21 protein-coding genes are annotated in these 19,616 nt (G+C 62.0%); 19 read left to right on the top strand and 2 right to left on the bottom strand.

The genetic code is table 11. The features are described from left to right. The first annotated feature begins 183 nt into the window (after positions 1–183). The 16 genes from FHX03_RS10950 to FHX03_RS10875 all read left to right on the top strand — a co-directional run bounded on the left by FHX03_RS10950 (position 184) and on the right by FHX03_RS10875 (position 13,806). A complete protein-coding gene (locus tag FHX03_RS10950; protein ID WP_183853615.1) occupies positions 184–1,077 on the top strand; it encodes a VOC family protein in 894 nt (297 codons plus the stop codon). After that, complete coding sequence (gene kdsA / locus FHX03_RS10945) at positions 1,077–1,922, top strand: 3-deoxy-8-phosphooctulonate synthase (protein ID WP_097625366.1); 846 nt, start codon at positions 1,077–1,079, stop codon at positions 1,920–1,922. The genes FHX03_RS10950 and kdsA overlap by 1 nt, the downstream gene beginning before the upstream one ends. Before the next feature lie 141 nt (positions 1,923–2,063). Then, complete coding sequence (gene eno, locus FHX03_RS10940) at positions 2,064–3,338, top strand: phosphopyruvate hydratase (protein WP_064838359.1); 1,275 nt, start codon at positions 2,064–2,066, stop codon at positions 3,336–3,338. 135 nt (positions 3,339–3,473) lie between these two features. Beyond that, positions 3,474–3,794: an FtsB family cell division protein gene (locus tag FHX03_RS10935; protein WP_049735204.1), complete on the top strand. Its 321-nt coding sequence runs from the start codon at positions 3,474–3,476 to the stop codon at positions 3,792–3,794. A gap of 145 nt (positions 3,795–3,939) precedes the next feature. Next, entirely contained in the window at positions 3,940–4,986 is a 1,047-nt protein-coding gene (gene pdhA / locus FHX03_RS10930; RefSeq protein WP_097625368.1) for a pyruvate dehydrogenase (acetyl-transferring) E1 component subunit alpha, read from the top strand. 16 nt (positions 4,987–5,002) lie between these two features. Continuing rightward, the gene (locus tag FHX03_RS10925) at positions 5,003–6,394 is read left to right on the top strand and encodes a pyruvate dehydrogenase complex E1 component subunit beta (RefSeq protein WP_097625369.1); all 1,392 of its coding nucleotides are present in this window, start codon (positions 5,003–5,005) and stop codon (positions 6,392–6,394) included. A 10-nt stretch (positions 6,395–6,404) separates the two neighbouring features. Then, the gene (locus FHX03_RS10920; protein WP_097625370.1) at positions 6,405–6,707 is read left to right on the top strand and encodes a hypothetical protein; all 303 of its coding nucleotides are present in this window, start codon (positions 6,405–6,407) and stop codon (positions 6,705–6,707) included. 1 nt (position 6,708) lies between these two features. Further along, a complete protein-coding gene (locus tag FHX03_RS10915) occupies positions 6,709–8,058 on the top strand; it encodes a pyruvate dehydrogenase complex dihydrolipoamide acetyltransferase (RefSeq protein ID WP_097625371.1) in 1,350 nt (449 codons plus the stop codon). A gap of 19 nt (positions 8,059–8,077) precedes the next feature. Next, entirely contained in the window at positions 8,078–8,719 is a 642-nt protein-coding gene (locus tag FHX03_RS10910; protein ID WP_183853613.1) for an SGNH/GDSL hydrolase family protein, read from the top strand. A 2-nt stretch (positions 8,720–8,721) separates the two neighbouring features. After that, complete coding sequence (locus tag FHX03_RS10905; RefSeq protein ID WP_097625373.1) at positions 8,722–9,303, top strand: GNAT family N-acetyltransferase; 582 nt, start codon at positions 8,722–8,724, stop codon at positions 9,301–9,303. A gap of 19 nt (positions 9,304–9,322) precedes the next feature. Beyond that, a complete protein-coding gene (gene lpdA / locus FHX03_RS10900) occupies positions 9,323–10,768 on the top strand; it encodes a dihydrolipoyl dehydrogenase (RefSeq protein ID WP_097625374.1) in 1,446 nt (481 codons plus the stop codon). Between the two features lie 120 nt (positions 10,769–10,888). Beyond that, entirely contained in the window at positions 10,889–11,143 is a 255-nt protein-coding gene (locus FHX03_RS10895) for a GlsB/YeaQ/YmgE family stress response membrane protein (RefSeq protein WP_003539329.1), read from the top strand. 14 nt (positions 11,144–11,157) lie between these two features. Beyond that, on the top strand, positions 11,158–11,406 hold the full coding sequence (locus tag FHX03_RS10890) for a GlsB/YeaQ/YmgE family stress response membrane protein (protein WP_097625375.1): 249 nt from the start codon (positions 11,158–11,160) through the stop codon (positions 11,404–11,406). A 151-nt stretch (positions 11,407–11,557) separates the two neighbouring features. Further along, positions 11,558–12,529 carry a lipoyl synthase gene (gene lipA, locus FHX03_RS10885; protein ID WP_054183185.1) on the top strand — a complete coding sequence of 324 codons (972 nt, stop codon included), beginning with the start codon at positions 11,558–11,560 and terminating at the stop codon, positions 12,527–12,529. A gap of 221 nt (positions 12,530–12,750) precedes the next feature. Next, entirely contained in the window at positions 12,751–13,344 is a 594-nt protein-coding gene (locus FHX03_RS10880) for an AAA family ATPase (protein WP_183853611.1), read from the top strand. A 9-nt stretch (positions 13,345–13,353) separates the two neighbouring features. Next, entirely contained in the window at positions 13,354–13,806 is a 453-nt protein-coding gene (locus FHX03_RS10875) for a type II toxin-antitoxin system RatA family toxin (protein WP_003586640.1), read from the top strand. Here FHX03_RS10875 and FHX03_RS10870 read toward each other — a convergent pair. After that, a complete protein-coding gene (locus FHX03_RS10870; RefSeq protein ID WP_183853609.1) occupies positions 13,791–14,321 on the bottom strand; it encodes a CinA family protein in 531 nt (176 codons plus the stop codon). The two genes, FHX03_RS10875 and FHX03_RS10870, sit on opposite strands and share 16 nt — an antisense overlap. Beyond that, positions 14,318–15,538 (bottom strand): bifunctional 2-C-methyl-D-erythritol 4-phosphate cytidylyltransferase/2-C-methyl-D-erythritol 2,4-cyclodiphosphate synthase, encoded by a 1,221-nt coding sequence (locus FHX03_RS10865; protein ID WP_183853607.1) that lies wholly within the window; start codon positions 15,536–15,538, stop codon positions 14,318–14,320. The genes FHX03_RS10870 and FHX03_RS10865 overlap by 4 nt, the downstream gene beginning before the upstream one ends. Before the next feature lie 145 nt (positions 15,539–15,683). On the opposite strand from FHX03_RS10865, the gene dusB reads away from it, so the two are divergent. The 3 genes from dusB to ntrC are packed head-to-tail and all read left to right on the top strand — an operon-like array spanning position 15,684 to position 19,299. Next, positions 15,684–16,700 (top strand): tRNA dihydrouridine synthase DusB, encoded by a 1,017-nt coding sequence (gene dusB / locus FHX03_RS10860; RefSeq protein ID WP_179867104.1) that lies wholly within the window; start codon positions 15,684–15,686, stop codon positions 16,698–16,700. Continuing rightward, positions 16,697–17,851 carry a two-component system sensor histidine kinase NtrB gene (locus FHX03_RS10855; protein WP_097625380.1) on the top strand — a complete coding sequence of 385 codons (1,155 nt, stop codon included), beginning with the start codon at positions 16,697–16,699 and terminating at the stop codon, positions 17,849–17,851. The genes dusB and FHX03_RS10855 overlap by 4 nt, the downstream gene beginning before the upstream one ends. Then, positions 17,848–19,299 carry a nitrogen regulation protein NR(I) gene (gene ntrC / locus FHX03_RS10850; RefSeq protein ID WP_097625381.1) on the top strand — a complete coding sequence of 484 codons (1,452 nt, stop codon included), beginning with the start codon at positions 17,848–17,850 and terminating at the stop codon, positions 19,297–19,299. The genes FHX03_RS10855 and ntrC overlap by 4 nt, the downstream gene beginning before the upstream one ends. Positions 19,300–19,616: the final 317 nt, after the last annotated feature.

Raw genomic sequence — 19,616 nt, 5'->3', positions numbered from 1 at the left:
CTGATTGAAACAAATCCAGAACAGACACTATATGTTCCATATGTGTTCTGCAAGTAGCTAAATTTCCGTAAAACTTGCCGCCAACTCTTTGAGATTTTTATTTTCATTCGCCGGATTGGCACACATGTCTTGCATTGGGGGTGGTGCTGTCGCACATCTCTTATCGTTTGAGGGAGGGATATGATGAACGAGCGTTCCGCCAAACCGCACCCGCTGGATCATGTCGTGCTGCCCGTCGTCAATATCGATCTGGCCCGCGAGCGGCTCGGCAAGCTCGGCTTCACGGTTGCCGCCGATGCCCGCCATCCCTTCGGAACGGAGAATGCCTGTGTCTTCTTCGCCGACAAGACCTATCTGGAGCCGCTCGGTATCGCCAGCGTCGAGGAGAGCGAGGCCTCGGCGCGGCAAGGGAATGTCTTCACCGCCCGCAACCGGGCCTTCCGCTTCCGTTGCGGCGATGAGGGGCTTTCGGCGGTGGTTTTCGGCACCGAGGATGCCGGCCACGATCATCGGCACTTCGCTGCCGGCGGATCGAGCGCCGGCGAGATGCTGGAGTTCAGCCGGCCAATGAAGATGCCGGACGGTTCCGAAAGCGTCGGCAGCTTCAAACTGGCCTTTGCAGCGGATCTGCTTGCGCCGGACTTCTTTCTCTTTACCTGCCAGCGCATCAATCCATTGCCCGCCGACCGCGGCGCGCTGGAGACACATGCCAATGGCGTGACCGGCATCGCCGAGATCGCGCTGTGCGCGCCTGATGCCGCCGCCTACGCCGGTTTCGTCAGCCTTGCCATGGCGCAGTCGGCGGTCGAGAAAACCGGTTTCGGCGTCAATATCGCGGCGCCGAATGCGAAAATCAGCCTGATGACGCCGGAGGGGCTGGAGGCCTATTTCGAGGTTGCCGTCTTATCCGCCGACCGCGGCCTGCGCGGCCGGGCCATCCTCTTCACCGTCGCCGATCTTGCCGTGACAGAAGCGCATTTGGCTGCTAACGGAGTGACCTACACGCGCAAGAACAATCGCATTCTGGTGAAGCCGGCGCCCGGGCAGGGCACGCTTTTCGCCTTCGAGGAAAGATGATGAGCACTGATACGAATTCGGAAGTCAGGATCGGCGAGGGCGCAGGCCAGGTCACCTTTTCCAATACCGGCCGCCTGTCGCTGATTGCCGGCCCCTGCCAGATGGAGAGCCGCGACCACGCTTTCATGGTTGCCGGCACGCTCAAGGAGCTCTGCGCCAAGCTCGGCATCGGCCTCGTCTACAAGAGCTCCTTCGACAAGGCGAACCGCACCTCGCTGTCGGCCGAGCGCGGCATCGGGCTTGAAAAAGGCATGCAGGTCTTCGCCGATCTCAAGAAGGAATTCGGCTTTCCGGTTCTCACCGACGTTCATACCGCCGAGCAATGCGCCGAAGTGGCAAGGGTGGTCGATGTCCTGCAGATCCCGGCCTTCCTCTGCCGTCAGACCGACCTTCTGATCGCCGCCGCCGAGACCGGCCGTGCCGTCAATGTCAAGAAGGGCCAGTTCCTCGCCCCCTGGGACATGAAGAACGTCCTGAAGAAGCTCAACGCCAGCGGCAATCCTAACGTGCTGCTCTGCGAACGCGGCGCCTCCTTCGGCTACAACACGCTGGTTTCCGACATGCGCTCGCTGCCTATCATGGCGTCGATGGGCGCGCCCGTTATCTTCGATGCGACCCATTCCGTGGCGCAGCCGGGCGGGCAGGGCGATTCCTCCGGCGGTCAGCGGGAATTCGTGGAAACGCTGGCGCGCGCAGCGGTGGCGACCGGCATTGCCGGCGTCTTCGTCGAAACCCACCAGGACCCCGACAACGCACCGTCCGACGGCCCGAACATGGTCTATTTGAAGGACATGCCGCGGCTTCTGGAAAAGCTGCTGGCCTTTGACGCTGTCGCCAAGGGCTGACAGTCAAAAGCCTGACATGTTCGTGCTATAGCGACGATCGGACATGCAGGTCGAGGGTGCCGCAATGTGCCATTGTAATTTGCACGCCTTCGATTATGACAGGCTTCGAACGATTGATCACCCACCGAGCAGGAAGAACCCATGACTGCAATCACCGATATCATCGCCCGCGAAATTCTCGATAGCCGTGGCAACCCCACCGTCGAAGTCGATGTCTATCTCGAAGACGGCAGCATGGGCCGCGCGGCCGTTCCCTCGGGCGCTTCGACCGGCGCCCATGAGGCGGTCGAGCTGCGCGACGGCGGCAAGCGCTACCTCGGCAAGGGCGTGCAGAAAGCGGTCGATGCGGCCAATACCGAGATCTTCGACGCGATCGGCGGCATCGATGCCGAAAACCAGATCCAGATCGACAACATCATGATCGAGCTCGACGGCACGCCGAACAAGTCGCGCCTCGGCGCCAACGCTATCCTCGGTGTGTCGCTGGCCGTCGCTAAGGCTGCTGCCCAAGCCTCCGGCCTGCCGCTCTATCGCTACGTCGGCGGCGCTTCCGCGAGCCTGCTTCCGGTGCCGATGATGAACATCATCAACGGCGGCGCCCATGCCGACAATCCGATCGATTTCCAGGAATTCATGATCCTGCCGGTCGGCGCCGATACGATCGCCGAAGCCGTGCGTATGGGTTCGGAAGTCTTCCACACGCTCCGCAAGGAACTGGCCGCCCAGGGCCACAACACCAATGTCGGCGATGAAGGCGGTTTCGCACCGGGCCTGAAGAGCGCTTCGGAAGCCCTCGATTTCATCGTCAAGTCGGTCGAGAAAGCCGGCTACAGGCCGGGTGAGGACATCTACCTCGGTCTCGATTGCGCCTCGACGGAGTTCTTCAAGGACGGCAAATACGTCCTCGAAGGTGAAGGCCGCACGCTCGAATCGGGCGCCATGGCCGAATATCTGGCCGAACTTGCCGCCAAGTACCCGATCATCTCGATCGAGGACGGCATGGCTGAAGACGACTGGGACGGCTGGAAGACGCTGACCGACCTCACAGGCAAGAAGACCCAGCTCGTCGGCGACGATCTCTTCGTCACCAACTCCGCCCGTCTTCGCGACGGCATCCGCATGGGTGTCGCCAACTCGATCCTCGTCAAGGTCAACCAGATCGGTTCGCTGACGGAAACGCTCGACGCCGTCAACACGGCGCATAAGGCTGCCTACACAGCCGTCATGTCGCACCGCTCCGGCGAAACCGAAGATTCGACCATCGCCGATCTCGCTGTCGCCACCAACTGCGGCCAGATCAAGACCGGCTCGCTGTCCCGTTCGGACCGTCTTGCCAAGTACAACCAACTGATCCGCATCGAGGAAGGCCTCGGCCCCCAGGCCCAGTATGCCGGCCGCTCGATCATTCGCGGCTGATCGGATCTGCTTTCGATAATTTGACCCGCGCCCTCCCGGCGCGGGTTTTTTGTTGGCCGTTTTTACGGTCAACGAACGGTTAATCTCTGGGCGTTATGCTGAACGAATTGGTAATGCGTTCAAGAGCATGCGTGTATGTGGACAAAGCATCATAAGAAGAGAAAATTCGGCCGCTTCGTCATTCCGGCCATGACGGTCGCCTTCCTCTCCTATTTCGGCTATCATTGCATTCACGGCGATTACGGCCTGCGCGCAACGGAGACGTTCGAGCACCAGCGCGTCGCGCGTGAAAAAGAGCTTGCGATCTTGAAGGCGAAGCGCGAACATCTGGAAAATCAGGTCGCGCTTCTGAGTGATGGCTCGCTCGACAAGGATATGTTGGACGAAAAAGCGCGCTATCAGCTCAATATGTCGCGCGCGGACGAGATCGTCATATTCAACCATTATTCCAATTAACCGGAATTCGGTTAATTGGAATTTTCTTCGTATTTCCAATAGTTTAGTGCTGAATACGAGCCATGCAATTATGGCATTGCTGTGGTCATATTTCTTCCCTATGGTACGCGCCATCGAGAAACGACAAACCCATAGGGAGGGTTGAATGGCGCCGCGAAAGACCGCGACCGTTTCCAGCCGCAAAACTGCAGCAAAACCGGCAGCCAAAGCATCGAATGGAGGCCCGGTAGCCGACTTCGATCGCGATGAGGAGTTCAAGGCCTATCGCGAGATGCTGCTGATCCGCCGCTTCGAGGAGAAGGCCGGCCAGCTTTACGGCATGGGCTTCATCGGCGGCTTTTGCCACCTCTATATCGGTCAGGAAGCTGTCGTCGTCGGCATGCAGATGGCGCAGAAGGAAGGCGACCAGGTCATCACCGCCTATCGCGACCACGGCCACATGCTGGCAACCGGCATGGAAGCGCGCGGCGTCATGGCCGAGCTGACCGGCCGCCGCAGCGGCTATTCCCACGGGAAGGGCGGCTCGATGCACATGTTCTCGAAAGAGAAGCATTTCTACGGCGGCCACGGCATCGTCGGCGCCCAGGTTTCGCTCGGAACCGGTCTTGCCTTTGCCAACCATTACCGCGGCAACGGCAATGTCTCGATCGCCTATTTCGGCGATGGCGCCGCCAACCAGGGCCAGGTCTACGAGAGCTTCAACATGGCGGCCCTCTGGAAGCTGCCGATCGTCTATATCGTCGAGAACAACCGCTACGCCATGGGCACCTCGACGGCCCGCGCCACTGCGCAGTCGAACTACTCGCTGCGCGGCTCCGGCTTCGGCATCCCCGGCATCCAGGTTGACGGGATGGACGTTCGCGCCGTCAAGGCGGCCGCCGACGAGGCGCTCGAACATTGCCGCTCCGGCAAGGGCCCGATCATTCTCGAAATGCTGACCTATCGTTACCGCGGCCACTCCATGTCGGATCCGGCGAAATATCGCTCGAAGGAAGAAGTGCAGAAGATGCGCTCCGAGCAGGATCCGATCGAGCAGGTCAAGGCGCGCCTCATCGAAAAGGGCTGGGCCTCCGAAGACGATCTGAAGGCGATCGACAAGGATGTCCGCGACATCGTCGCCGACAGCGCCGATTTCGCCCAGGCCGATCCGGAGCCGGATGCATCCGAGCTCTACACCGACATTCTGCTCTAATCGGGGGAGGGAACCCATGCCTATCGATATCCTCATGCCCGCCCTCTCTCCGACGATGGAAGAAGGCACGCTGTCCAAATGGCTGAAGCAGGAAGGTGACAAGGTCACCTCAGGCGACGTGATTGCCGAAATCGAAACCGACAAGGCGACGATGGAAGTCGAAGCCGTCGACGAAGGCGTCATCGGCAAGCTGCTGGTCGATGCCGGCACCGAAGGCGTCAAGGTCAACACCAAGATCGCCGTGCTGCTGCAGGACGGCGAATCGGCCGACGCGATTTCCACTGCGCCTGCTGCTGCTCAGCCAGTCGCTGCTCCGCAGGTTGCCCAGGAAGAAAAGCCGACCAATACCGGTTCGGCTACTGCTCCCGTTCCGGCCGAGCCGAAGGCTGCCGTTCCGAACGATCCGGAAATCCCGGCCGGCACCGAAATGGTGTCGATGACCGTGCGCGAAGCGCTCCGCGACGCCATGGCCGAAGAAATGCGCGCCAGCGACGACGTCTTCGTCATGGGCGAGGAAGTCGCCGAATATCAGGGCGCCTACAAGGTCACCCAAGGCCTGCTGCAGGAATTCGGCCCCCGCCGCGTCATCGATACGCCGATCACCGAGCACGGCTTTGCCGGCGTCGGCGTCGGTGCCGCCATGGCCGGCCTGCGCCCGATCGTCGAGTTCATGACCTTCAACTTCGCCATGCAGGCGATCGACCACATCATCAACTCCGCCGCCAAGACGCTCTATATGTCCGGCGGCCAGATGGGTGCTCCGATCGTCTTCCGCGGCCCGAACGGTGCGGCCGCCCGTGTCGGCGCCCAGCACAGCCAGGATTATGCGGCCTGGTACAGCGCGATCCCCGGCCTGAAGGTCGTCATGCCTTATACGGCGTCCGACGCAAAGGGCCTGCTGAAGGCAGCGATCCGCGATCCGAACCCGGTCATCTTCCTCGAAAACGAAATTCTCTACGGCCAGCACTTCGACGTGCCGAAGCTCGACAATTTCGTGCTGCCGATCGGCAAGGCCCGTATTCACCGTTCGGGCAAGGACGTCACAGTCGTCTCCTTCGGCATCGGTATGACCTATGCGACGAAGGCGGTTGCCGAACTCGAAAGGATCGGCATCGACGTCGAGCTTATCGATCTTCGCACCATCCGGCCGATGGACCTTCCGACGGTCATCGAATCGGTCAAGAAGACCGGCCGTCTGGTCACCGTCGAGGAAGGTTATCCGCAGTCTTCAGTCGGCACCGAAATCGCCACCCGCGTCATGCAGCAGGCCTTCGACTATCTCGATGCGCCGATCCTGACGATTGCGGGCAAGGACGTACCGATGCCTTACGCCGCCAATCTCGAAAAGCTGGCGCTTCCGAACGTCGGCGAAGTCGTCGATGCGGTGAAGGCTGTTTGCTACAAATAAGGGGCGGGTGATGGCCGTGATGAAAGATGTCAGGCGCATTGCTTGGTCGATCTATTGGAAGTTGGTTTTACTCAGCGCCATCTGCGGTTTTGTTGCCGGTGCAGCTTTTGGGTTCGTTTTAGGGGTTGCTGGTGGAATTGCCGGCATACCTCGGGAGACGATAACTCCGCTTCTGCAATGGGGTGGTGCTATTAGCGGTCTGATCGCAAGTTTTTTTGTGTTCAACTTTATTTTGGCACGCACAATTGGAAAGTCGATTGGCGGGCGGCAGCTTGAACTCGCCGTTGCCGGTTCGCTCAGGGAGGGCCACTAATATGCCGATCAATATCACGATGCCCGCCCTCTCTCCGACCATGGAGGAAGGCAATCTTTCCAAATGGCTGGTCAAGGAAGGCGACACGGTCAAGTCTGGCGATGTGATCGCCGAGATCGAGACCGACAAGGCGACGATGGAAGTCGAAGCCGTCGATGAAGGCACGGTCGCCAAGCTCGTCGTTGCCGCCGGCACCGAAGGTGTCAAGGTCAATGCGCTGATCGCCGTTCTCGCCGCTGATGGCGAGGATGTCGCCACTGCGGCAAGCGGTGCAGGCTCTGCCGCTCCGGCGAAGGCTGACGCCGCCCCCGCGCCGAAGGCCGAGGCTGCACCGGCGAAGGCTGAGGCGGCTGTAGCGCCGGCGCCCGCCGCCGCACCCGCGGCGGTTTCCTCAAACGGCAACCGCACCTTCTCTTCGCCGCTTGCCCGCAGGCTTGCCAAGGACGCCGGTATCGATCTTTCGGCTGTCGCCGGCTCTGGACCGCATGGCCGCGTCGTTAAGAGCGACGTCGAAGCCGCCGTTGCCGGTGGTGGCGCCAAACCTGCCGCCGCGCCGTCCGCTGCTGCCCCGCAGGCTGCCGCCGCTCCGGCTCCGGCCGCAGCGCCGAAGGGCGCTTCCGAGGATGCCGTGCTCAAGCTCTTCGAGCCGGGCTCCTACGAGCTCGTGCCGCATGACGGCATGCGCAAGACGATCGCCCGGCGTCTGGTCGAATCCAAGCAGACGATCCCGCATTTCTACGTTAGTGTCGATTGCGAGCTCGATGCGCTGATGGCGCTGCGCGCCCAGCTGAACGACGCTGCTCCCCGCAAGGACAACGCTCCGGCCTACAAGCTCTCGGTCAATGACATGGTCATCAAGGCGCTGGCGCTGGCGCTGCGTGACGTGCCGGATGCCAACGTTTCCTGGACCGAGACCAACATGGTCAAGCACAAGCATGCTGATGTCGGCGTCGCCGTCTCGATCCCCGGCGGCCTGATCACGCCGATCATCCGCAAGGCCGAGCAGAAGACGCTGTCTGTCATCTCTAACGAGATGCGCGATCTCGGCAAGCGGGCCAAGGACCGCAAGCTGAAGCCCGAGGAATATCAGGGCGGCACCAGCTCGGTGTCGAACATGGGCATGATGGGCGTCAAGAACTTCGCCGCCGTCGTCAACCCGCCGCATGCGACGATCCTCGCGGTCGGCGCCGGCGAACAGCGGGTCGTCGTCAAGAACGGCGAAATGGCGATCGCCACGGTGATGTCGGTTACGCTGTCGACCGACCATCGCTGTGTCGATGGTGCGCTCGGCGCCGAGCTGCTCCAGGCCTTCAAGGGCTACATCGAGAACCCGATGGGCATGCTTGTCTGATAGCTGGGCGGAGGCGGAAATGACCAAGACCGTTCTTTGCTATGGCGACTCGCTGACCTGGGGTTATGACGCCGATATGATCGGCCGTCATGACTACAAAAACCGCTGGCCGAGCGTGCTTCAGGCAGCGCTCGGCAGCGAGGCGCGCATCATCGCCGAAGGGCTGAACGGCCGCACGACCGCTTTCGACGATCATCTCGCCGATTGCGACCGCAATGGTGCGCGCGTTCTGCCGACGATCCTGCAGACGCATGCGCCGCTCGATCTCGTCATCCTCCTGCTCGGCACCAACGATATGAAGCCGGTCGTGGCGGGTTCGGCCTTTGCCGCCTGCCAGGGCATCAGCCGCCTCGTGCGGCTGATCCGCAATCACGCCTGGCCCTTCGAATTCGACGGGCCGGAGATCCTGATCGTGGCGCCGCCGGCGATCTGCGCGACGGGCAATGTGCCTTTCGCCGCGTCCTTTCCGGGCGGCATCGACGAATCGGCAAAGCTTGCGACGCTTTATCGTGATCTTGCCGACGAACTCGGTTGCGGCTTTTTCGACGGCAATTCCGTCGCCAGGACCACGCCGATTGATGGCATCCATCTCGATGCGGAGAATACGCGGTCGCTGGGGCGCGGGCTGGAATCGATCGTTCGGATGATGCTGGGGATCTGACGATGACCGCCTTCATCGCGCTGCGGCAGGCCTCACGGCGGGATGCCTCGGAGCTGGCGATTCTGGCGGATATTGCTTCGCACGGTTTTGCCTCCTGGCTCTGGTGCGCCGATGTGGCGAATGGCGTCAGCGACACGCCGATGGAGCGGGGCAGGCTGAAGATGAGCGAGGAGGACGCTGTCGGCAGCTGGCGGGATTCCGTCATCGCCGAGGCCTATGGCGAAGTCGCAGGTGTGGCGATCGGCCATGCGCTGGAGGACGGCATAGGTGATATCGAGGCGACGATCCCGGCGACCGAGCCGATGCTCGCCTTGCAGAAAACGGTTGTGGGAAGCTGGTTCATCGGCAGTCTCGGCGTCTATCGTCATCTGCGCGGCATCGGCATCGGACGCAGGCTGCTGGAAGATCAGATCGACAGGGCCGATCGCCGCCCCGTCAGCCTGATCACCGCAAGTGATAACGAAGCGGCTTTGTCGCTTTATGGAAGAAACGGATTCCTGGAGGCTGCGCGCGCCGATGCCGTGCCGCTCTTCGAAAACAGCAAGAGCCACGCGTGGGTGCTCATGACCCGCAGCGCAGCGTAAAACAAAGGGCAGGAAACACATGGCTGAATCCTACGACGTCATCATCATCGGCTCCGGTCCCGGCGGCTATGTCGCCGCCATCCGCGCCGCTCAGCTCGGCCTCAAGACCGCGATAGTCGAGCGCGAGCATATGGGCGGCATCTGCCTGAACTGGGGCTGCATCCCCACAAAGGCGCTGCTGCGCTCGGCCGAGGTGCTGGATCACGCCAATCACTTCAAGGATTTCGGCCTCGTCCTCGAAGGCACGGTCAAGCCGGATGCCAAGGCCGTCGTTGGCCGCTCGCGCGCCGTCTCCGCCCGCCTCAACGCCGGCGTCGGCTTCCTGATGAAGAAGAACAAGATCGACATCATCTGGGGCGAGGGAAAGATCACCAAACCAGGCGAGATCGTCGTCGGCAAGTCGTCGAAGCCGGTCGTCGAGCCGCAGCACCCGCTGCCGAAGAATGTCAAGGGCGAGGGCACCTACACCGCCAAGCACATCATCATCGCCACCGGCGCCCGCCCGCGCGCGCTGCCCGGCATCGAGCCCGACGGCAAGCTGATCTGGACCTATTTCGAGGCGCTGAAGCCGGATGCGCTGCCGAAGTCGCTGATCGTCATGGGCTCGGGCGCGATCGGCATCGAATTCGCCAGCTTCTACCGCTCGATGGGCGTCGACGTGACGGTTGTCGAAGTCATGCCGACCATCATGCCGGTCGAAGATGCCGAGATCACCGCCATCGCCCGCAAGCAGCTTGAAAAGCGCGGCCTGAAGATCTTCACCAGCGCCAAGGTCACGAAGGTCGAGAAGGGTGCCGGCAGCATCACCGCCCATGTCGAGACTGCGGATGGCAAGGTGCAGCAGATTACCGCCGACCGGATGATCTCCGCCGTCGGCGTTCAGGGCAACATCGAAAATCTCGGATTGGAAGCGCTCGGCATCAAGACCGACCGCGGCTGTGTCGTCGCCGACGGTTACGGCAAGACCAATGTCGCCGGCATCTATGCGATCGGCGACGTTGCCGGCCCGCCGATGCTGGCGCACAAGGCCGAGCATGAGGGTGTCGTCTGCGTCGAAAGGATCGCCGGCCTGCCGAACGTTCATCCGACCGATAAGGGTAAGGTTCCCGGCTGCACCTATTGCAATCCGCAGGTCGCTTCCGTCGGGCTCACCGAAGCGAAAGCCAAGGAACTCGGCCGCGACATTCGCGTTGGTCGCTTCTCCTTCGCGGCAAACGGCAAGGCGATCGCGCTCGGTGAAGACCAGGGCATGGTGAAGGTGATCTTCGACAAGAAGACCGGCGAACTGCTCGGTGCCCACATGGTCGGCGCCGAAGTCACCGAGCTCATCCAGGGCTTCGTCGTTGCGATGAACCTGGAGACGACCGAGGAAGAATTGATGCACACCATCTTCCCGCATCCCACAGTCTCCGAAACGATGAAGGAAGCGGTGCTCGATGCCTATGGCCGCGTGCTGAACGCTTGATAATTTCCAGGGCTGCCCTCTATCCCAGGGCGGCAAGCCGTCCCGCAGAGGCGGCGAAGCCATCCTACGGGATGGCCTAGGCCATCCATCGGGGGCTGGAAAAAACGAAAGGAAATCATCATGTCTATGGAGACGCAGGCGTTGTTGGTGTTTTTGCTGATCGGCCTGGTTGCAGGCTTCCTAGCAAGTCTGGTCGTCGGTGGCGGCGGCTTGATCAGATGCCTGCTGAGCGGAATCATCGGCGCCTTCGTCGGCGGTTATCTGTTCAGCGCGCTCGGCATTTCGCTGGGCATTGAAAACGCGCTGGTCGTGCAGATCATCCACGCCACCGTCGGCGCCATCATCGTGGTGCTGATCGCCAGGGCGGTCGCTTAAGGGTAAGGGCAGGCATGGAAGGCGTGGGCTGGATTTCGGCAATCATCATCGGCGGGCTTGCGGGTTGGCTTGCCGGCAAGCTGATGGAGGCGCGGTATGGGATTTTCCTGAACATTGTGCTCGGCATCGTCGGCTCGGTCGTCGCCACTGCCATCCTCGCTGAGTTCCATGTCCAGCTTGCCGGCGGACGGCTCGGTTATTTCGTGACCGGTTTCCTCGGCGCCTGCCTGCTGATATTCCTTGCGCGGCTGGTGCGGCGCTAAAGTATGTCGCGCAAAAGTGTGCAGCGGTTTTGCGGCAACGACGTGCGGAAAAACAAAGAGCTAAAGCGCGAGGAGCGAATCTGAAAGATCGCGATGCGCTTTAGATCCAAGAGATGATGCCGCTTAGGGGCGGCGGAAAGCTGATACTGCAATGGTGACCATTCTCGATACGATCAATCCTGACGCCAAGCGCGTGCGCCATCCCGAGAAGGCGCATCGGCCCGATACCGAGGTCATGCGCAAGCCGGACTGGATCCGCGTCAAGGCGCCGACCTCCAAGGGCTATGCCGAAACGCGCGCGATCGTGAAGGAGCACAAGCTCGTCACCGTCTGCGAGGAGGCCGGCTGCCCGAATATCGGCGAGTGCTGGGACAAGAAGCACGCGACGTTCATGATCATGGGCGAGATCTGTACGCGCGCCTGCGCCTTCTGCAATGTCGCCACCGGCAAGCCGAACGCGCTCGATATGGCCGAGCCGGAGAACGTCGCCAAGGCGGTCAAGGAAATGGGCCTATCCCACGTCGTCATCACCTCGGTCGACCGCGACGACCTGGAGGACGGCGGCGCCGAACACTTCGAAAAGGTGATCTGGGCGATCCGCGCCGCTTCGCCGGCAACGACGATCGAGATCCTGACGCCGGACTTCCTGAAGAAGCCGGGTGCCTTGGAGCGGGTCGTCGCCGCCAAACCCGACGTCTTCAACCACAATATGGAAACGGTCGCCGGCAATTATCTGACGGTTCGCCCCGGCGCCCGCTACTTCCACTCCATCCGTCTCTTGCAGCGGGTGAAGGAACTCGATCCCACGATGTTCACCAAATCGGGCATCATGGTCGGCCTTGGCGAGGAGCGCAACGAGGTGCTGCAACTGATGGATGACCTGCGCACCGCCGACGTCGATTTCCTGACGATTGGCCAGTACCTGCAGCCGACCCGCAAGCATCACAAGGTCGAAAGCTTCGTCACGCCGGACGAGTTCAAGTCCTACGAGACGGTCGCCTACAGCAAGGGCTTCCTGATGGTTGCCTCCAGTCCGCTGACCCGCTCCTCCCACCACGCCGGCGATGATTTCGCAAGGCTGAGAGCGGCGCGCGAAAAGAAGCTGCTGATGGCAGCTGAGTAAGGGTTCGCGCTCCGCGACATGAGAATATCCTCGCCCTCGCGATCGCCGCATGCCCCTCATCCGCCTGCCGGCACCTTCTCCCCGTAAACGGGGCGAAGGGGATATGCCGCACCCGCCTCCTCAACTTTAACGCTGCGTTTGGCACGTCCCCTCTACCCGTTTACGGGGAGAGGGTTAGGGTGAGGGGCAGCCTTTGGCGCGGACGGACCGAGGACGACACGATGGACCAGAGAGCAGAGCTGCCGCCGCATCAGACGATCACCGACATCGAACAGGCTGCGGAGCATATCCGTAGAGCCGGACGCATCCTCGTCGTGGGCTGCTCGGGTGGTGGAAAATCAACTATTTCGCTGAAGATCGCCAAGCGCTTCGGGCTGCCGTATATTTCGCTCGATCGCGACGTTTTCTGGCTTCCCGGCTGGGTGGTGCGCGAAAGGGCAGAGCAGAGAAATATCATCGCCAGCCGCATCCTCGAAGAACGCTGGATTATGGATGGCAGCAATCCGTCCTCGTTGGACATTCGGATGCCGCGGACCGATTTCGTCCTCTGGGTCCGAATGCCGCAACTTCTCTGTATCTGGGGCGCAATCAGCCGATGGGCGAAATGGATCGGTCGCAACCGCCCGGAAATGGCACCGGGCTGTCCCGAGAAGATCGATTTGGAATTCCTGCGCTTCATCTGGACATTCGAGGAGAAAATCGCACCGCGCATCACCGCCGGCATTGCTGAACATGGCCCTGAAGTACCCGTGCTCCAGCTAAAATCCCGCCGTCAGATGCGTGAGCTTCTTGATCTTCTCGCCCGGCCCGCTTAATTGCCGCCTATGCCGCAATTCGAAACCCATCGTCCCGTCCCGCACACGCCCGATCAGATGTTTGACCTCGTTGCCGATGTCGAGCGCTATCCGGAATTCCTGCCGCTCTGTGAAGCGCTCGCCATCAGGAGCCGCAAAGAGCGCGATGGCAAGATCCTGCTCGTTGCCGATATGACGGTGGGATACAAGGCGATCCGCGAAACCTTCACGACGCAGGTGTTGCTGAACCGCGCCGAGCACGTCATCGAGGTCAAATATATCGACGGCCCGTTCAGATACCTCGACAATCGCTGGCATTTCGCCGAGACGCCGACCGGCGGCTGCACAGTCGATTTCTTCATCGACTACGAGTTCAAGAGCCGCATTCTGGGGGCATTGATGGGCTCGATGTTCGACCGCGCCTTCCGCATGTTCACGGAAGCCTTCGAGACTAGGGCGAGCAGGATCTACGCGCCGGCCTGACGCGGCGATTGCCGGCGTCCGTCAAGGAGGGAGCGCACCATCTCCAGCGCCGTTCCGACCGTTGCCAGCCGAACCTCGCTGCGGCCGATATCGCCATAGAGCATTTTCCGATGGACGAGCGCGCCGGCGCGCGATTGGGCGGCGAGATGCACGAGGCCGACCGGTTTTTCCGCCGATCCGCCGCCGGGGCCGGCAATGCCGGTGACGGCGACGGCGATCGCCGCGCGCGAGCGGAAGAGGGCGCCATGCACCATTTGCCGCGCCGTTTCCTCGGAGACCGCCCCGAAGCGCAACAGCGTTGCCTCCTGCACGCCAAGCAGCTCCATCTTTGCGGTATTGGTATAGGTGACGAAGCCGCGGTCGACGACGGCCGATGAACCCGATATCTCGGTCAGCGCGCCTGATATCAGCCCGCCGGTGCACGATTCGGCGGTCGAGATCATCAGTCCCGCGGCCGTGAAGTCCCGGATAATCGTCTGCGCCGCCGACAGAATGTCCTCGGGAAAAAGGCTCATCGATTCCCCCCGCGATAGACGACGGTCGCCGTGGCGATCGCCGCGATGCCTTCGCGCCGGCCGACGAAGCCGATCGTCTCGTTGGTCGTCGCCTTAACCGAGCAGCGCTCGATATCGATGCGGAGATACTCCGACAGTCTCATCCGCATGGTCTCGCGATGCGGGCCGACCTTCGGCGCCTCGGCGATCAGCGAGACATCGGCATTCATGATCGTGCCGCCGCGCTCACGCACGATCCGCGCGGCATGCTCGATGAAGATGCGCGACGCCGCTCCCTTCCATTGCGGGTCGGAGGGCGGGAAATGGTCACCGATATCGCCGGCGCCGCAGGTGGCGAGCAGCGCATCCGTCAGCGCATGCAGCGCGACGTCGGCATCCGAGTGGCCTTTGAGCTTCTGGTCGTGCGGGATAAACACGCCGCAGAGTGTGACGCCATCACCCGCTACGAGTTGGTGCACGTCGTAGCCATTGCCGGTGCGCACATCAGGAAGCAGCGACGTCGACAGTTTGTCGTCGGCCATGGCGATATCCTTCTTCACCGTGAGTTTGACGTTATCGGCCGCGCCCTCGACGATCGTCACCGGAATGCCCGCCCATTCCGCGATCGAGGCATCGTCGGTGAAACCGCTGCGCCCGCTCGCCGCCGCCTTTTCATGCGCGTCGAGGATCGTTTCGAAGGCGAAGGATTGCGGCGTCTGCGCGGCGTAGAGGTGCTCGCGCGACACCGTCGTCAGCACGGTGCCGGCACTGTCGGCACGTTTCAGCGTGTCTGTGACCGGGATCGCCGGCAGCACTGCCTGCGCGCCGTCGCCAAGGTTCTCGGCGATGCGGTCGAGAAGCACATGGTCGAAGAACGGCCGCACCGCGTCATGGATCAGCACATGGCTGATTTGCTTGCTCTTGAGGTATCTCAGCCCGGCCAGCACGGATTGCTGCCGGGTCGCGCCGCCATGCACGGTTTCGATCGGGGTTGCCGAGACGATGTGGCGCAACGCCTTTGCAAACAGTGCCTCGTCATCAGGATGAATAACGACGACGATCTCGGTCGTCGGCCCCCACGTCATGAAGTTTTCAAGCGTATGGGCGATAACCGGCTTGCCGCCGATCAGGCGATACTGCTTGGGGCCTTCCTCGGAGGAGCCTGCACGCTCGCCGCGGCCGGCGGCGACGATGACAATTCCAGCCGATATCGCTTGCTTAGAAGGCATTTGCAGCATAAATCCCCTAAATTATGCGGAATTGACCCGAGTGCTCTAACGTCTTGTTTTGGCCTTTTCCAGCATCTGCCCGAAAAATATCGATTTCGATCTTAGCCCCCTTGGCAAGCCGGGGAACAATGGCTAAAAATCATGCAGTTCTATAGTGTGCCCGAAAGATAATCATTTGATTTCCAAGGACCTCGCAGCGCCTTTCCGAATCGGATCCGTATCCGTGCGGAACCGCGTCGTTCTGGCGCCGATGTCCGGCGTCACGGACATGCCCTTCCGCGAACTCGCCTGGCGCTTCGGCGCCGGCCTCGTCGTGACCGAAATGGTGGCGAGCCGCGAACTGGTCAACGACACGGCCGAATCCTGGTCGCGGCTCAAAGCCGCAGGCTTCCGGCCGCATATGGTGCAGCTTGCCGGCCGCGAGGCGCATTGGATGGCGGAGGCGGCGAAGATCGCTGCCGATCATGGCGCCGATATCATCGACATCAATATGGGCTGCCCGGCAAAGAAGGTGATCGGCGGTTACTCCGGCTCGGCGTTGATGCGCGATCCCGATCACGCGCTCGGCCTCATCGAGGCGACGGTCAAGGCCGTCGATATTCCCGTGACGCTGAAGATGCGCCTCGGCTGGGATGAGAGCTCCATCAACGCGCCCGAGATTGCGCGCCGCGCCGAGGCGGCCGGCATACAGCTCGTGACCATTCATGGGCGCACCCGCATGCAATTCTATGAAGGCCGCGCCGATTGGGATGCGATCCGTCCCGTCCGTGAAGAAATCTCCATTCCGCTGATCGCCAATGGCGATGTCGAAACGGCCGAGGACGCGCAGGAAATATTGCGCCGCTCCGGCGCCGATGCCGTCATGATCGGCAGGGGCTGCCAAGGCAGGCCGTGGCATGCCGGTGTGCTTGCCGGTGCAGCGGAGCCTCCGCCACACGAGATCGCCGATATCGCCGTCGAACATTACACGATGATGCTGGATTTCTACGGAGAAGCGGTGGCGATCCGCCACGCCCGCAAGCATCTCGGCTGGTATCTCGACCGTTTCGCCGCTGATCTCGCCGGCGGCGACAAGGCTGTGATCATGACCTCGCGCGATCCGCGCGAGGTGGCCGCGCGCCTTTACGAGGCATTGGCATCGGGTGTTGTCGACAGCCGGGAGGCGGCATGACGAAGGATACGACTTCTCCGCCCGATCAGGCCGGCGGGACCGTCGCCATGGCCGTGCTCAACGCCATCCAGAACCCCGTCGTCATGGTCGACGAATCCGGCTTCGTCGTTTTCGCCAATTGGGAGGCGGAGGCCTTCTTCGGCGCCAGCGCCTCGCATCTGGCGCGTTACCGCATCTCGACCTTCATTCCCTTCGGCAGCCCGCTGCTCGCCCTGATCGACCAGGTGCGGGAGCGCAAGGCCCCGGTCAACGAATATCGCGTCGACCTGAGTTCGCCGCGTCTCGGCCAGGACAAGCTTGTCGACCTCTACGTCGCCCCGGTGCTCAGCGAACCCGGCGCCGTCGTCATCGTCTTTCAGGAACGCTCGATGGCCGACAAGATCGACCGGCAGCTGACGCATCGCGCCGCCGCCCGTTCGGTGACCGGCCTCGCTTCGATGCTGGCGCACGAAATTAAGAACCCGCTCTCCGGCATCCGCGGTGCCGCCCAGCTTCTCGAACAGTCTGCAATCGACGACGACCGGGCGCTGACCCGGCTGATCTGCGATGAAACCGACCGCATCGTCTCGCTGGTCGACCGCATGGAAGTCTTTTCCGACGAGCGTCCGGTCGACCGCATGCCGGTCAATATCCATTCCGTGCTCGATCACGTGAAGGCCGTCGCCAAGGCGGGTTTTGCCCGCAACATCCGCGTGACCGAGAGTTACGACCCGTCGCTGCCGGCCGTCTATGCCAATCGGGATCAGCTCGTGCAGGTCTTCCTCAATCTGGTGAAAAATGCTGCCGAAGCGGTCGGTGACCGGCCGGACGGCGAAATCATGCTGACGACCGCCTATCGCCCGGGCATCCGCCTTTCGGTCGCCGGCACGCGCGAAAAGATCTCGCTGCCGCTGGAGTTCTGCGTCCACGATAACGGTCCTGGCGTTCCCGCCGATCTGCTGCCGCATCTTTTCGATCCGTTCATTACCACCAAGACTAACGGCAGCGGCCTCGGCCTGGCGTTGGTCGCCAAGATCATCGGCGATCACGGCGGCATCATCGAATGCGACAGCCAGAATAGCCGCACGACATTCCGCGTCCTTATGCCGGCGTCGAAGGACGCCTCGCTCGAAGACGCCTCTTCCGCAAGCTCGACAGGACCTTCTCGATGACAGCTACGATCCTCGTTGCAGATGATGATGCGGCCATCCGCACCGTGCTCAACCAGGCTTTGAGCCGCGCCGGCTATGACGTTCGCATCACCTCCAACGCCGCTACCCTCTGGCGCTGGATTTCGGCGGGTGAGGGCGATCTCGTCGTTACCGACGTGGTGATGCCCGACGAAAACGCCTTCGATCTGCTGCCGCGTATCAAAAAGGCGCGTCCCGATCTGCCCGTCCTCGTCATGAGCGCGCAGAACACCTTCATGACCGCCATCAAGGCCTCGGAGAAGGGTGCCTACGACTATCTGCCGAAACCCTTCGATCTCACCGAGCTGATCGGCATTATCGGCCGGGCGCTCGCCGAGCCGAAGCGCAAGCCCGCCAAGCTCGAAGAGGACATGCAGGATGGCATGCCGCTCGTCGGCCGCTCGGCGGCGATGCAGGAAATCTACCGCGTGCTCGCCCGGCTGATGCAGACCGACCTGACGCTGATGATCACCGGCGAATCCGGCACCGGCAAGGAGCTCGTCGCCCGCGCCCTGCATGATTACGGCAAGCGCCGCAACGGCCCCTTCGTCGCGATCAACATGGCGGCAATCCCGCGCGACCTGATCGAATCCGAACTCTTCGGCCACGAGAAGGGCGCCTTCACCGGCGCGCAGACCCGATCGACCGGCCGCTTCGAGCAGGCCGAAGGCGGCACGCTGTTCCTCGACGAAATCGGCGACATGCCGATGGACGCCCAGACCCGGCTCCTGCGCGTGCTGCAGCAGGGCGAATACACCACCGTCGGCGGCCGTACGCCAATCCGCACCGACGTGCGCATCGTCGCCGCCACCAACAAAGATTTGAAACAGGCGATCAACCAAGGCCTCTTCCGCGAGGATCTCTATTATCGCCTCAACGTCGTGCCGCTGCGCCTGCCGCCGCTGCGCGACCGCGCCGAGGACATTCCCGATCTCGTGCGCCATTTCATCCAGCAGGCGGAGAAGGAGGGACTCGGCTCCAAGCGCTTCGATCAGGAAGCGCTGGAACTGATGAAGGCCTATGCCTGGCCGGGCAATGTCCGCGAGTTGGAAAACCTCATCCGCCGCCTGATGGCGCTCTATCCTCAGGATGTCATCACCCGCGAGATCATCGACGCGGAACTTCGCTCCGACGTGCCCGACAGCCCGATCGACAAGGGTCCGATGCGCAGCGGCTCGATGACGATTGCCCAGGCCGTCGAGGAGAATATGCGCACCTATTTCTCGGGCTTCGGCGAAAACCTGCCGCCGCCCGGCCTCTACGACCGCGTGCTGACGGAAATGGAATATCCGCTGATCCTCGCTGCGCTGACGGCAACGCGCGGCAACCAGATCAAGGCGGCCGATCTTCTCGGCCTCAACCGCAACACGCTGCGCAAGAAAATCAGGGAGCTTGGTGTCTCGGTCTATAGAAGCTCGCGCACCGCCTGAATGAAAACTGGCTGAATGAAAAGAGGGCGGCGGGCCCTCATGTTGCCCACCGCCCACTTCCTCCCGGCGTCCGCCGCCACGGTCGGGAAGAGAATTGAATCTAGCTGAGCCGGGTCGCGGTTTATATCCGGGCGGACAAACAAAAGCGCAGTGTCATTCAACGGTCACAGAGCATTTGCGACGTGCGGATTGCCGCCGGGCGAATGTCATTGAAGTTGCTGTGGTCGTAGCCGCCGTGCCTGTGGATAGGCTGTGGATAACAGGTGGATGACCCGGGCGATCGGCGGGCGATAACGTCCGCAACTCCACTTGCATGT

The organism is Rhizobium sp. BK456, assembly GCF_014194045.1.
Lineage (GTDB): Bacteria > Pseudomonadota > Alphaproteobacteria > Rhizobiales > Rhizobiaceae > Rhizobium > Rhizobium redzepovicii.
The sequence above is the reverse complement of the archived record's forward strand: the minus strand, read 5'-3'. Positions and strand labels throughout refer to the sequence as shown.

Excerpts from the sequence above, each read along its gene's own strand:
- FHX03_RS10895 (WP_003539329.1), top strand. The coding sequence starts at position 10,889 with ATGTCTATGGAGACGCAGGCGTTGTTGGTGTTTTTGCTGATCGGCCTG.
- FHX03_RS10910 (WP_183853613.1), top strand. The coding sequence starts at position 8,078 with ATGACCAAGACCGTTCTTTGCTATGGCGACTCGCTGACCTGGGGTTAT.
- FHX03_RS10875 (WP_003586640.1), top strand. The coding sequence starts at position 13,354 with ATGCCGCAATTCGAAACCCATCGTCCCGTCCCGCACACGCCCGATCAG.
- pdhA (WP_097625368.1), top strand. The coding sequence starts at position 3,940 with ATGGCGCCGCGAAAGACCGCGACCGTTTCCAGCCGCAAAACTGCAGCA.
- FHX03_RS10890 (WP_097625375.1), top strand. The coding sequence starts at position 11,158 with ATGGAAGGCGTGGGCTGGATTTCGGCAATCATCATCGGCGGGCTTGCG.
- FHX03_RS10915 (WP_097625371.1), top strand. The coding sequence starts at position 6,709 with ATGCCGATCAATATCACGATGCCCGCCCTCTCTCCGACCATGGAGGAA.
- FHX03_RS10920 (WP_097625370.1), top strand. The coding sequence starts at position 6,405 with ATGGCCGTGATGAAAGATGTCAGGCGCATTGCTTGGTCGATCTATTGG.
- FHX03_RS10870 (WP_183853609.1), bottom strand. The coding sequence starts at position 14,321 with ATGAGCCTTTTTCCCGAGGACATTCTGTCGGCGGCGCAGACGATTATC.
- FHX03_RS10950 (WP_183853615.1), top strand. The coding sequence starts at position 184 with ATGAACGAGCGTTCCGCCAAACCGCACCCGCTGGATCATGTCGTGCTG.
- FHX03_RS10925 (WP_097625369.1), top strand. The coding sequence starts at position 5,003 with ATGCCTATCGATATCCTCATGCCCGCCCTCTCTCCGACGATGGAAGAA.
- FHX03_RS10880 (WP_183853611.1), top strand. The coding sequence starts at position 12,751 with ATGGACCAGAGAGCAGAGCTGCCGCCGCATCAGACGATCACCGACATC.
- lpdA (WP_097625374.1), top strand. The coding sequence starts at position 9,323 with ATGGCTGAATCCTACGACGTCATCATCATCGGCTCCGGTCCCGGCGGC.
- eno (WP_064838359.1), top strand. The coding sequence starts at position 2,064 with ATGACTGCAATCACCGATATCATCGCCCGCGAAATTCTCGATAGCCGT.
- FHX03_RS10905 (WP_097625373.1), top strand. The coding sequence starts at position 8,722 with ATGACCGCCTTCATCGCGCTGCGGCAGGCCTCACGGCGGGATGCCTCG.
- kdsA (WP_097625366.1), top strand. The coding sequence starts at position 1,077 with ATGAGCACTGATACGAATTCGGAAGTCAGGATCGGCGAGGGCGCAGGC.
- FHX03_RS10855 (WP_097625380.1), top strand. The coding sequence starts at position 16,697 with ATGACGAAGGATACGACTTCTCCGCCCGATCAGGCCGGCGGGACCGTC.
- lipA (WP_054183185.1), top strand. The coding sequence starts at position 11,558 with ATGGTGACCATTCTCGATACGATCAATCCTGACGCCAAGCGCGTGCGC.
- ntrC (WP_097625381.1), top strand. The coding sequence starts at position 17,848 with ATGACAGCTACGATCCTCGTTGCAGATGATGATGCGGCCATCCGCACC.
- FHX03_RS10865 (WP_183853607.1), bottom strand. The coding sequence starts at position 15,538 with ATGCTGCAAATGCCTTCTAAGCAAGCGATATCGGCTGGAATTGTCATC.
- FHX03_RS10935 (WP_049735204.1), top strand. The coding sequence starts at position 3,474 with ATGTGGACAAAGCATCATAAGAAGAGAAAATTCGGCCGCTTCGTCATT.